The organism is Gryllotalpicola sp., from assembly GCF_027352875.1.
GTDB lineage: Bacteria > Actinomycetota > Actinomycetes > Actinomycetales > Microbacteriaceae > Gryllotalpicola.
On the sequence record NZ_DAIEII010000068.1, the window covers coordinates 1 to 11324 of the forward strand.

Consider the following 11324-nt stretch of genomic DNA (forward strand, 5'->3'; position numbering starts at 1 on the left):
CGCACCCGCACCCGCGGAGCCCGCACCCGTGGCCGCGGAGCCCGCACCCGCCGCCGCGGAGCCTGCACCCGCCGCCGTGCCGGAGCCCGTGACGCCGCCGTCGGCAGGTTCCGGCGCCGGTCGGCGGACGAGCACCCCGCCAGCGGAAAGATCGGCCAGAAACGCCCGCTCCGGCGAATCCGTCCGCCGGCCGGAACCTTCGACATCGTCGTGGCCGACCGCCGTGATCCCGGGCTCCGTCGCCCCGGTCCTCGAGTCCGAGTCCGAGCCCGAGCCCGAAGAGGACCGCGAGCCGGAACCTGACGAGGCGCGAGGCGTCGATTCCGTACCGTCGCCGGCGGCCCGACCGTCCCGCAACGACGGTTCGGCGGCGTCCGCGTCGGCCGGCCGTTCTCCTCTGCGTGCCCTTCCCGCGTTCGAGGACGTCTCCCGCTACGGCGAGGCCGTCGTCCGCGAGATCCTCGACGCCCGGTTCATCGAGGAGCAGCCGCTGCCCCCGGCCTCCTCCGCCTGGTCGACCCGGCCCGCTGAGGCCCCCGGCACGACCCTCGGGGCCGAGTCCTGATGTACGAGGGCGTCATCCAGGACCTCATCGACGAGCTCGGCCGCCTGCCGGGCATCGGCCCCAAGTCCGCGCAGCGCATCGCCTTCCACATCCTGCAGACCGAGTCGTTCGACGTGACCAAGCTCGCTGAGACGCTCCTCATCGTCCGCGACAAGGTGCGGTTCTGCGAGATCTGCGGCAACGTCTCCGAGCAGGAGCGCTGCTCGATCTGCCGCGATCCGCGGCGCGATCAGCGCCTCATCTGCGTCGTCGAAGAGGCGAAGGACGTCGTCGCCATCGAGCGCACCCGCGAGTTTCGGGGCCTCTACCATGTGCTCGGCGGCGCGATCTCGCCGATCGACGGCGTCGGTCCCGACGACCTGCGCATCCGCCAGCTCGTGCAGCGCCTCGCCGACGGCGCGGTCGAGGAGGTCATCATCGCCACCGATCCCAACCTCGAGGGCGAGGCGACGGCGACCTACCTGTCGCGTCTGCTCGCCGGCACCCCGGGCCTGAAGGTGAGTCGGCTGGCGAGCGGCTTGCCGGTCGGCGGCGACCTCGAGTACGCCGACGAGGTCACGCTGGGCCGGGCCTTCGAGGGCCGCCGCCTCGTCGTCTGACGGTCGAAACTTCCCCGAAACACACCCGGTACGATTGACCTCGTGTCCCTGATCGTCCAGAAGTTTGGCGGCAGTTCCGTCGCTGATGCCGAGAGCATCAAGCGCGTCGCCAAGCGCATCATCGAGACCCGCAAGGCGGGCCACGACGTCGTCGTCGTGGTGAGCGCGATGGGCGACACGACCGACGAGCTCGCCGACCTTGCGCATCAGGTGACGCCGATGCCCGACCCGCGCGAGTTCGACATGCTGCTCACGAGCGGCGAGCGCATCTCGATGGCGCTGCTGGCGATGGCGATCCGCTCGCAGGGCTACAGCGCGCAATCCTTCACCGGCTCGCAGGCGGGCATGATCACGGATTCCCGTCACGGCGCCGCCCGCATCGTCGACGTCACCCCTGGTCGCATCCTCGACTCGCTGCGCGAGGGCAACATCGCGATCGTCGCGGGCTTCCAGGGCTTCAGCCGCGAAAGCCGCGACATCACGACGTTGGGCCGGGGCGGCTCCGATACGACGGCGGTGGCGCTCGCAGCCGCCCTCGACGCGGCGGTGTGCGAGATCTACACCGATGTCGACGGCATCTTCACGAGTGATCCGCGCGTCGTCCCGATGGCCCGCAAGATCGACCGGATCACCAGTGAGGAGATGCTCGAGCTCGCCGCGGCGGGTGCGAAGGTGCTCCACATCCGCGCGGTCGAGTACGCGCGCCGGCATGGCGTGACCCTTCATGTCCGCAGCAGCTTCAGCAATGCCGAGGGCACTCTTGTCATCAACGAGACCGCCGAGCAGTACGCCGCGCGCATCGCGCGCGAGTCCACGACCAGTGAGGACGGAACAGTGGAAGAGCCCATCATCTCCGGGATCGCCACCGATCTCAGCGAGGCGAAGATCACGGTGGTCGGCGTTCCCGACGTGCGCGGCAAGGCGGCGGCGATCTTCAATGTCGTGGCGGGCGCGGGCGCCAATGTCGACATGATCGTGCAGAACGTGAGCGCCGCCGCGACGGGCCTCACCGACATCTCGTTCACGCTGCCGAAGGCCGACGGCCAGAAGGTCATCGCCGCGCTCACGGCCGACCAGCCGGTGATCGGCTTCCAGAGCCTGCAGTACGACGACCAGATCGGCAAGCTCGCCCTCGTCGGTGCGGGCATGCGCACGAACACCGGCGTCTCGGCGAATTTCTTCGAGGCGCTGAGCATTGCCGGCATCAACATCGAGATGATCTCCACGAGCGAAATCCGCATCTCGGTCGTGACGCGCGCCGACAGCCTGCAGACCGCGGCGCAGGCGGTGCACACCGCGTTCGGGCTCGACGGCGATGCCGAGGCCGTCGTCTACGCCGGCACCGGCCGCTGATGGCACGCGTTACGTTGCCCGTAGATACGAGCGCGCCCGTCCGGACGGACGCGCCGGTACGCAGCGGCAACGCGGGAAGGGACTGACATGAACGAGGGATTCCGCGTCGCCGTCGTCGGCGCGACCGGCCAGGTGGGCGCGGTCATGCGGCAGCTCCTGGACGAGCGCGACTTCCCGGTGAAGAGCATCCGCTTCTTCGCCACCGCCCGCTCGGCGGGCACGACGCTGCCATTCCGGGGCGAGCAGATCCTCGTCGAGGACGTCGACACGGCGGATGTCTCCGGCATCGACATCGCGCTGTTCAGTGCCGGCGCGACGGGTTCGCGCGCCGCGGCGCCCCGCTTCGCCGCGGCGGGCGCGATCGTCATTGACAACTCGAGCGCGTGGCGGATGGACCCTGAGGTGCCGCTGGTCGTCTCGGAGGTGAATCCGCATGCCATCGGCGACGCGGTCAAGGGCATCATCGCGAACCCGAACTGCACGACGATGGCGGCGATGCCGGTGCTCAAGGTGCTCGACGCCGAGGCCGGCTTGGAGCGCCTCATCGTGAGCACCTACCAGGCGGTGTCGGGCTCGGGTCTCAAGGGCGTGCAGGAGCTCGCCGACCAGGCCCGCGCCGCGGTGGCCGACGAGGATCTGCTCGGCCTCGTGCACGACGGCGGTGCGGTCGCGCTCCCCGAGCCGCACGTGTACCGGAAGCCGATCGCGTTCGATGTGGTGCCGTTCGCGGGCGACCTCGTCGAGGACGGCCTGGGCGAGACGGACGAGGAGAAGAAGCTCCGCAACGAGAGCCGCAAGATCCTCGAGCTGCCCGAGCTGCTGGTGAGCGGCACCTGCGTGCGGGTGCCGGTCTTCACCGGCCATTCGCTGTCCATCAACGCCGAGTTCGCGCGCGAGCTCACGCCCGAGCGGGCGCGCGAGCTGCTGGCGGATGCCCCGGGCGTGCAGCTCGTCGAGATCCCGACCCCGCTCGAGGCGGCGGGCAAGGACCCGAGCTTCGTGGGCCGCATCCGCCAGGACGAGGGCGTGCCGGGCCGGCGCGGCCTCGCGCTGTTCATCTCGAACGACAACCTGCGCAAGGGCGCGGCGCTCAATGCCGTGCAGATCGCCGAGATCGTCGCGGCGAAGCGCCTCGCGGCTGCCTGAGACGAAGTGTCTCGACGTCAAGAGAATAGGATGACGATTCGTGAGTGACTCCGCCCCTGTCGACGTCGTCCTGATCGGCGGTGGCATCATGAGCGCCACCCTCGGCACTTTCCTCCAGCGCGTTCACCCGGAGTGGAAGATCGAGATCTTCGAGCGTCTCGGTGCGGTCGCTGAGGAGAGTTCGAACCCGTGGAACAACGCGGGCACCGGCCACAGTGCGCTCTGCGAGCTCAACTACATGCCGGATCCGGCCGACCCGTCGAAGGCCCTCCAGATCAACGAGCAGTTCCAGCAGAGCCGGCAGTTCTGGGCGAAGCTCGTCGAGGAGGGTGTGCTTCCCGAGCCGACGGCGTTCATCAACCCGATCGCGCACATGACGTTCGTGAACCAGCAGGATCACGTCGAGTACCTGCGTGCGCGGTACGAGACGCTGAAGAAGCAGCCGCTGTTCAGCGAGATCGAGTACTCGGAGGATGCCGCGAAGATCGCCGAATGGGCGCCGCTGCTCATCGAGAAGCGCGCCAAGGACGAAGTGTTCGCCGCGACCCGCTCGGATGCCGGCACCGATGTGAACTTCGGCGCACTGAGCAACGCGCTCTTCGACCACCTCACCGCGAACGGCGCCCAGCTCCACCTCAACTCCGAGGTCACCGGCCTGAAGAAGCGCGCGGACGGCACGTGGAAGGTCACGGTCAAGCGCCTCGTCGGCTCAACGAAGCGCACGCTCAACGCGAGGTTCGTGTTCGTCGGTGCGGGCGGCTGGGCGCTCAAGCTGCTGCAGCGCTCCGGCATCAAGGAGGCCAAGGGCTACGGCGTCTTCCCGGTGAGCGGCTTCTTCCTGCGCACCGACAACCCTGAGGTCGTGGCGAAGCACGCGGCGAAGGTCTACGCCCAGGCATCCGCCGGCGCCCCGCCGATGTCGGTGCCGCACCTCGACAAGCGCCTGGTGGACGGCAAGGGCTCGCTGCTCTTCGGCCCGTACGCGGGTCTGGTGCCGAAGTTCCTCAAGCAGGGCAGCGTGTTCGACCTGCCGGGCGCCATCCGCCCGGCGAACATCATTCCGTATCTCGCGGTGGCGAAGGACAACATTCCGCTGCTCAGGTACCTCGCCGGCGAGCTCGCGGCGAGCAGGAAGACCCAGTTCCGGGCGCTTCAGAAGTTCCTGCCGAGCGCCGATCCGAAGGACTGGTACATGATCGTCGCGGGCCAGCGGGCGCAGGTGATCAAGAAGGATGCCCAGAAGGGCGGCGTGCTGCAGTTCGGCACCGAGGTCGTCGCCGCATCCGACGGCTCGATCGTGGGATTGCTCGGCGCTTCGCCGGGTGCTTCGACGGCGGTGCCGATCATGCTCGACGTCATGCAGCGGTGCTTCCCGACCGAGTGGGCGTCGTGGGAGCCGCAGATCCGCGAGCTCATCCCGACCCTGGGCACGTCGTTGAACGAGAATCCCGCGCTCGCGACGAGCACGATGGCGGCGACGTCGGCCGTCCTCAAGCTCCGGCGCTGATCCGGTCGGCCGCCGGGGGCCGCCCACAACGTATTCGATGTGCAGCGGTTTTCTGTATGTCTTTCCTCGAATCCGTGTTCTAATTCTTGAGTGCGATGGCAGGGTCAGCGGCTCGAGGCGGAATCCGCTGACGCCCTGCCCGGCCTGGCCCGCCTGAGCACTCTCGTCCGCAGCGTCCAGACCCCTGAGTTCGCGGGTGTCACGTTCCACGAGGTCCTCGCGAAGTCGGCGCTGAACCATGTTCCCGGTTCCTCGCCGCGGATGCCGAACGCCTGGACGATCAATCCGTACCGGGGCTGCCAGCACGCGTGCGTGTACTGCTTCGCGCGCCCGACGCACACCTACCTCGACCTCAATGCCGGCAAGGACTTCGACACCCAGATCGTCGTCAAGGTCAATGTGGGGGAGGTGCTCGCGAAGGAGGTGGCGAGGCCGGGCTGGCGCGCCGACCCGCAGCCGGTGCAGCTGGGCACGAACACCGACCCGTATCAGCGGGCCGAGGGCCGCTACCGGCTCATGCCGCAGATCATCGAGACGCTCGCGGGTTCGGGCACGCCGTTGAGCATCCTCACCAAGGGCACGCTGCTGCGCCGCGACCTTCCGCTGCTCGCGACGGCCGCCGAGCAGGTCCCGGTCGATGTCGCGATGTCGATCGCGGTGTTCGACGACGAGCTGCAGCGGAGCATCGAGCCCGGCACGCCCCGCTACCAGGAGCGTCTTGCGACGGTGACCGCGGTTCGCGAGGCGGGCCTCGACTGCACGGTGTTCCTGATGCCGATCCTGCCGTTCCTCACCGATTCGCGCGAGCACCTCGACTTCGCGCTCGGTCGGATCCGGGCGGCCGGCGCATCGAGCGTGCTCTACACGGCGCTGCACCTGCGCGGCCCGGTGAAGCCGTGGTTCTTCTTCTGGCTCGAGCGCGAGCATCCCGAGCTGATCGAGCGGTATCGGGGGCTGTACGGCGACCGGGCGTACGCGGGCACGGAGTACCGCCGCTGGCTTGCGGGCCGCATCCGGCCGCTCATCCGCAAGCACGGTCTCGAGCAGGCGCGGGAGGACCGGGCGACCGGCGGCATGACGGCGGATCCCGACCGTCAGGTCGTCTTCGAGGAGGTCGCGTCGTCGTCCCTCGCTCAGCCGACCCTGTTCTAGTCGTTCGGACGGGGCCGGATCAGCTCGCGTCCGATGGCGCGGTGGGGCCGTAGTGACGATCCTTGGTGACCGGGGAATCGCTGAGCAGCAGGTTGATCAATCCCCACTCCTCTCCGTTTTGGCGAGCGAACTGGATCGCGGCGTTGAGTCGGGCCTCAGCGGTCTCTAAAGCATCGACCGCCTCCCCGATGGCGCGCAGATACGTGGCGTCGTGCCGTTCGAGCGTGCTGGGATCGAGACCGTCGAGAAACGCCTCAAAGCGCTCGGCGTCGTCTTCGTAGAACTTGTCGTCGTGCTCGGTCATTGATCAGCGCCGCAGGCCGGCGAGCCACTTGGGGTTGAGGTAGTTTGCGTGGATGATGCGTTCCGGTGCGTCTGCCGGAACGGCGACGATCTCGATGAGTTGGCCGTCCGGCAGTGAACCGATGATAAGCAGCCGGTCCTCATCGTCATAGCGGATTCTCCGGGTATCTACAGGATGTTTGATCGCGTGCTGGATCGCAGCAGGCAGGATGCCGTTGCTTTGAGGGCGCTCGAGAGGATCCGCACCGGCGCAGATTCCGGCGTGCGCGCACGGGGCGCGGGTACCAGGGCGAGTTCACCGGCGCCTCGACCGCGTGGACGGCGCTGTGGAGGGCGAGCGGCGCTCTAGGCTCGCTGCGTGGCCAAGCTGTATTTCCGCTACGGGGCGATGAACTCGGGTAAGAGCACTGCGCTGCTGCAGGCGGCTTTCAACTACGAGGAGCGCGGCCACCGCGTCCTCATCGCGAAGCCTGCGGTCGACACCAAGGGCGACGACCGCATCGTGAGCCGGCTGGGCACCGAGCGTGCGGCCGACTTCGTGATCGAGCCGTCGACGGATGTCTTCCTCCGGCTCAGCCAGCATCGCAAGCACGCGCTGACGATCGCCGGGCAGGACATCTCGGCGCTCCTCATCGACGAGGCGCAGTTCCTCACCGAGTCGCAGGTCGATGATCTGCTGCGCATCACGGTCCTCGAGGGCATCCCGGTGCTCGCGTACGGCATCCGCACGGATTTCCAGACTGTGGCGTTTCCGGGCTCGCGGCGTCTGCTCGAGATCGCGCACTCCATCGAGGAGCTCAAGACGATCTGCCGGTGCGGCCGCAAGGCGATCTTCAACGCGCGCCTGGTGGGCGGGGTCTTCACTTTCGAGGGCGACCAGGTCGCCATCGACGAGGCGGGGGCGGAGGGGCCGGTGGTGACTTATGAGGCCCTGTGCGGCCAGTGCTACCTCGAGGAGTCGCAGGGGGTTCTCAACCGCGGCCGCCGCCACTGGTCGAGCAGCGTCTACGCGGACGCCCCCGACCCCGACTTCACCTAGGCGAGCAGTACGTCGACTCCGACCCGTGCGCAGTAGGTGCTGAGCCAGTCGAATCCCGGCGCCGGCGGAGTGAACGGGCCCAGCCCGTGGGGGGCCAGGCGAACGTCGCGCACTCCCACGCGGTCGCCGAACAGCAGATACGCTGCGGCGGTGTTCTCGCGCGGGCTCATCCACGCGATGCCGTCGAAGCCGGCGCGGTGTGCTGCGACGGCCCACGCGGCGGTCTTTCCGTAGTCACCGGCCCCGGTCGCGGTGAGCTGAGAGGCGTCGACGCCCAACCGGCGGAGTCCATCGCCCATGAACTTGGCGAGGCGCAGGTCGCGGGTGGCTTCGAGTGTCGATTCGCGGGTGAAGCGGTAGGCGTCGAGCAGAAGCCGATCGCCGGTCAGCGGCACGTCGTGCAGGAGCGTTTCGCAGATGGCCGCGTCGGCCGTTTCGGCGGCATAGAGCGTCGGGACGATCTTCGGGTCGCGGATCGGTGCGAACCGGGTGCGGGAGCCTCGGCCCGGGTTGAACGCGTCGGCGTCGCGGGCGACGGAATGCACCCGATGGATCAGGGTGCCGGCGACAAGCAGGTGGTCGAGTGCGTCGAGCGGTTCCGGGGGAGCCGGGACTGCTACCACTCGACCCCCCACGCGCCCTCGGCGGCGGCGAGCACCTGGTCGGCGTTGTCGATGTGGTCGACGGGCCGGTCGCCGTCGAGATAGGTGGTCGGGCTGGTGAGCCAGAGCGCGACGCTCTCGGAGCTGCGCTCGTGGAGCGCCGCACTCGCGAGCAGCGGTCCGATGACGGGCCGCACGGACGTGCTGTCAGGATCGAACTGGAACCCGGGGTAGAGGTAGGCGTTGCGCCGTTTGATGCCGAGCAGGCGGCCGCGGCGCCTCTGATCGGACGCATAGGTGCGGTTCGACCTGCTGGCGCCCGCCTGGGCGGCGACCTCGACGGCGGTGAGGAGGCCGAACTCGTCCTGCATCGCGCGCCAGGCGTTCTCGGTGGCCTGCGCGGCTCGGCTGGCAGCGGGAGGGACCGCTGCGGGCAGGTTGGCGAGGTCGTACTCGAGCCGCATCACGGCGTCGCGGTAGGTGACGAGGTCGAGCACGCTGCGAAGGCGACGAGAAGCTGTGGGCGTGCTCGCTGCGCTGATCGCGGCCGCGAGCTCGTCCGCCCCGGAGTGCAGCAGCAGTTCGACGGCCGCGGCCAGCTCCGCCTGGTGGCCGCGTTGGGCGGTTGATCGAGTGGCCGGCATCGTGGTCCTTACGAATCTGACGGATGAGCAATCCGTCAGTAACGTTATCATGACCCGCCGAGGTACCGCCTGGTCGATACCGCGTGGGTCCGGAACCAGCCGGCCTGCACGCGCACCGTCGAGATCCCGCGGGCGGGCAGCCGCCTACCGGTACCCTGATGCCATGCAGCGGATCCTCGTCACGGGCGGCGCCGGATTCATCGGTTCGAACTTCGTCCACTACGTGATCGAGAACACCGACCTGCACGTCACGGTGCTCGACAAGCTCACCTACGCCGGCAACCGCGCCTCTCTCGAGGGCCTGCCCGACGACCGCCTCACCTTTGTCAGGGGCGACATCCAGAACGCCCTCCTCGTCGACGAGCTCGTCCGGGGCACCGACGCCGTCGTGCACTACGCGGCCGAGTCGCACAACGACAACTCGCTGGCTGAGCCGCGCCCGTTCCTCGACACGAACGTGGTGGGCACGTACACGCTGCTGGAGGCGGTGCGCCGGCATGGCATCCGGTATCACCACATCTCGACGGACGAGGTGTACGGCGATCTCGAGCTCGACGACCCGCACCGTTTCACCGAGCGCACGCCCTACAACCCGTCGAGCCCGTACTCGTCGACGAAGGCGGCCTCCGATCTGCTGGTGCGCGCCTGGGTGCGCTCCTTCGGCGTGCGGGCGACGATCAGCAACTGCTCGAACAACTACGGCCCGTACCAGCATGTCGAGAAGTTCATTCCGCGCCAGATCACGAACATCATCGACGGGGTGCGCCCGAAGCTGTACGGGGCGGGTCTCAACGTGCGCGACTGGATTCACGCCGACGACCACTCCTCCGCGGTGCTGACGATCCTCGCGAAGGGTGTCATCGGCGAGACGTACCTCATCGGCGCGGACGGCGAGCGCAGCAACAAGGACGTCGTCGAGCTGGTGCTCACGCTCATGGGCCGGCCGGCGGATGCCTACGACCACGTCGTCGACCGTGCCGGCCACGATCTGCGCTACGCCATCGACTCGACGAAGCTCCGCACCGAGCTGGGCTGGCTGCCGAAGCACGGCGGCTTCGAGAGCGGTCTGGCGGCGACGATCGACTGGTACCGGGCGAACGAGGCGTGGTGGCGGCCGCAGAAGGCGGCGACCGAGGCCAAGTACGTGGCGCAGGGTCACTAGGGGCGATCCGGATGGCCGACCCCAAGCCGCTCGCCGTGCGCGAGACCCCCATTCCGGGTCTGCTCGTCGTCGACCTGGTTGTGCACGGCGACTCGCGCGGCTGGTTCAAGGAGAACTGGCAGCGCGAGAAGATGCTCGCCGCGGGCCTTCCCGACTTCGGCCCGGTGCAGCACAACGTGTCGTTCAATCCCGAGGCGGGCACGACGCGGGGCATCCACGCCGAGCCGTGGGACAAGTTCGTCTCGGTGACGAGCGGCCGGGTGTTCGGGGCGTGGGTCGACCTGCGGGAGGGGCCGAGCTTCGGGGCGGTGTTCACGGTGGAGGTCGATCCGAGCGTGGCGGTGTTCGTGCCGCGCGGGGTGGGCAATGCGTATCAGACGCTCGAGCCTGACACCGCGTACGCATACCTCGTCAACGATCACTGGTCGCCGGCGGCCGAGTACACGTTCCTCAATCTTGCCGATGAGACGGCGGCGATCGCCTGGCCGGTGCCGCTCGCCGACGCGACCGTCTCGGATAAGGACAAGGCGCACCCGCGCCTGGCGGATGTCACGCCGATGGCCGCGCGCAACACCCTGGTGCTGGGCGCCAACGGTCAGCTGGGCCGGGCGCTGCGCGCGTACTTCCCGGACGCCGAGTTCGCCGACCGCGCCGCGCTCGACATCGCCGACCCCGGCCTCGCGACCGCTCGCCGCTGGCGTGACTACGGCACGATCGTCAACGCGGCCGCGTACACGAAGGTTGATCTGGCGGAGACGCCGGAGGGCAGGCGGGATGCCTGGGCGACGAACGCGGTCGGTGTGGCCCGGCTCGCCCGGGTTGCGGCGGAGAACGGCATCCTCCTCGTGCATGTGTCGAGCGATTACGTCTTCGACGGCGCGGTCGCCGGGCCGCATGACGAGTACGAGCCGTTCTCGCCGCTGGGCGTCTACGGCCAGACGAAGGCGGCGGGCGACGCGCTGGTGGCCACGGTGCCGCGCCACTACCTCGTCCGCTCGAGCTGGGTCGTCGGCGACGGGGCGAACTTCGTGCGGACGATGGCCTCGCTCGCCGGGCGCGGCATCGCCCCGCAGGTCGTCGACGACCAGGTGGGCCGCCTGACCTTCGCGGACGAGATCGCCCGGGGTATCCGGCACCTCGTCGACACCGGCGCCCCGTTCGGCACGTACAACCTCAGCAACGCGGGCGAGCCGGCGAGCTGGGCCGAGCTGGCGAAGCGCATCTTCGCGGCGGTCGGCGCCGACCCGGGCGC

12 protein-coding genes are annotated in these 11324 nt (G+C 69.0%); 9 read left to right on the plus strand and 3 right to left on the minus strand.

The window, feature by feature from the left end:
- The first annotated feature begins 223 nt into the window (after window positions 1-223).
- The 6 genes from M7D61_RS08445 to M7D61_RS08470 all read left to right on the plus strand — a co-directional run bounded on the left by M7D61_RS08445 (window position 224) and on the right by M7D61_RS08470 (window position 6322).
- Complete coding sequence (locus M7D61_RS08445) at window positions 224-565, plus strand: hypothetical protein (RefSeq protein WP_298229483.1); 342 nt, start codon at window positions 224-226, stop codon at window positions 563-565.
- Window positions 565-1164, plus strand: a complete 600-nt coding sequence (gene recR / locus M7D61_RS08450) for a recombination mediator RecR (RefSeq protein WP_298229485.1) — start codon at window positions 565-567, stop codon at window positions 1162-1164. Before M7D61_RS08445 ends, recR begins: the two co-directional genes overlap by 1 nt.
- 42 nt (window positions 1165-1206) lie before the next feature.
- Complete coding sequence (locus tag M7D61_RS08455; protein WP_298229487.1) at window positions 1207-2517, plus strand: aspartate kinase; 1311 nt, start codon at window positions 1207-1209, stop codon at window positions 2515-2517.
- An 87-nt stretch (window positions 2518-2604) separates the two neighbouring features.
- Window positions 2605-3663, plus strand: coding sequence for an aspartate-semialdehyde dehydrogenase (locus M7D61_RS08460; protein ID WP_298229489.1), 1059 nt, complete (start codon window positions 2605-2607; stop codon window positions 3661-3663).
- 40 nt (window positions 3664-3703) lie between these two features.
- Window positions 3704-5170, plus strand: coding sequence for a malate dehydrogenase (quinone) (mqo, locus tag M7D61_RS08465; RefSeq protein ID WP_298229490.1), 1467 nt, complete (start codon window positions 3704-3706; stop codon window positions 5168-5170).
- Window positions 5171-5260: 90 nt separating this feature from the next.
- Window positions 5261-6322, plus strand: coding sequence for an Rv2578c family radical SAM protein (locus M7D61_RS08470; protein ID WP_298229492.1), 1062 nt, complete (start codon window positions 5261-5263; stop codon window positions 6320-6322).
- 19 nt (window positions 6323-6341) lie between these two features.
- On the opposite strand, the gene M7D61_RS08475 is transcribed toward M7D61_RS08470, so the two are convergent.
- Window positions 6342-6626, minus strand: coding sequence for a hypothetical protein (locus tag M7D61_RS08475; protein ID WP_298229494.1), 285 nt, complete (start codon window positions 6624-6626; stop codon window positions 6342-6344).
- A gap of 357 nt (window positions 6627-6983) precedes the next feature.
- Here M7D61_RS08475 and M7D61_RS08480 point away from each other — a divergent pair, with 357 nt between their 5' ends.
- Complete coding sequence (locus tag M7D61_RS08480) at window positions 6984-7664, plus strand: thymidine kinase (protein ID WP_298229495.1); 681 nt, start codon at window positions 6984-6986, stop codon at window positions 7662-7664.
- Here M7D61_RS08480 and M7D61_RS08485 read toward each other — a convergent pair.
- Window positions 7661-8287 carry an RES family NAD+ phosphorylase gene (locus M7D61_RS08485; protein ID WP_298229496.1) on the minus strand — a complete coding sequence of 209 codons (627 nt, stop codon included), beginning with the start codon at window positions 8285-8287 and terminating at the stop codon, window positions 7661-7663. The two genes, M7D61_RS08480 and M7D61_RS08485, sit on opposite strands and share 4 nt — an antisense overlap.
- Window positions 8281-8910 carry a hypothetical protein gene (locus tag M7D61_RS08490; protein WP_298229498.1) on the minus strand — a complete coding sequence of 210 codons (630 nt, stop codon included), beginning with the start codon at window positions 8908-8910 and terminating at the stop codon, window positions 8281-8283. The genes M7D61_RS08485 and M7D61_RS08490 overlap by 7 nt, the downstream gene beginning before the upstream one ends.
- Before the next feature lie 163 nt (window positions 8911-9073).
- Here M7D61_RS08490 and rfbB point away from each other — a divergent pair, with 163 nt between their 5' ends.
- Complete coding sequence (rfbB, locus tag M7D61_RS08495; protein WP_298229500.1) at window positions 9074-10072, plus strand: dTDP-glucose 4,6-dehydratase; 999 nt, start codon at window positions 9074-9076, stop codon at window positions 10070-10072.
- A gap of 11 nt (window positions 10073-10083) precedes the next feature.
- Window positions 10084-11324: bifunctional dTDP-4-dehydrorhamnose 3,5-epimerase family protein/NAD(P)-dependent oxidoreductase (locus tag M7D61_RS08500; protein WP_298229502.1), on the plus strand; the 1241-nt coding region annotated here is incomplete at its 3' end.

Coding starts and splice junctions, on each gene's coding strand:
- recR (WP_298229485.1), top strand. CDS start 565: ATGTACGAGGGCGTCATCCAGGACCTCATCGACGAGCTCGGCCGCCTG.
- M7D61_RS08460 (WP_298229489.1), top strand. CDS start 2,605: ATGAACGAGGGATTCCGCGTCGCCGTCGTCGGCGCGACCGGCCAGGTG.
- M7D61_RS08475 (WP_298229494.1), bottom strand. CDS start 6,626: ATGACCGAGCACGACGACAAGTTCTACGAAGACGACGCCGAGCGCTTT.
- M7D61_RS08490 (WP_298229498.1), bottom strand. CDS start 8,910: ATGCCGGCCACTCGATCAACCGCCCAACGCGGCCACCAGGCGGAGCTG.
- rfbB (WP_298229500.1), top strand. CDS start 9,074: ATGCAGCGGATCCTCGTCACGGGCGGCGCCGGATTCATCGGTTCGAAC.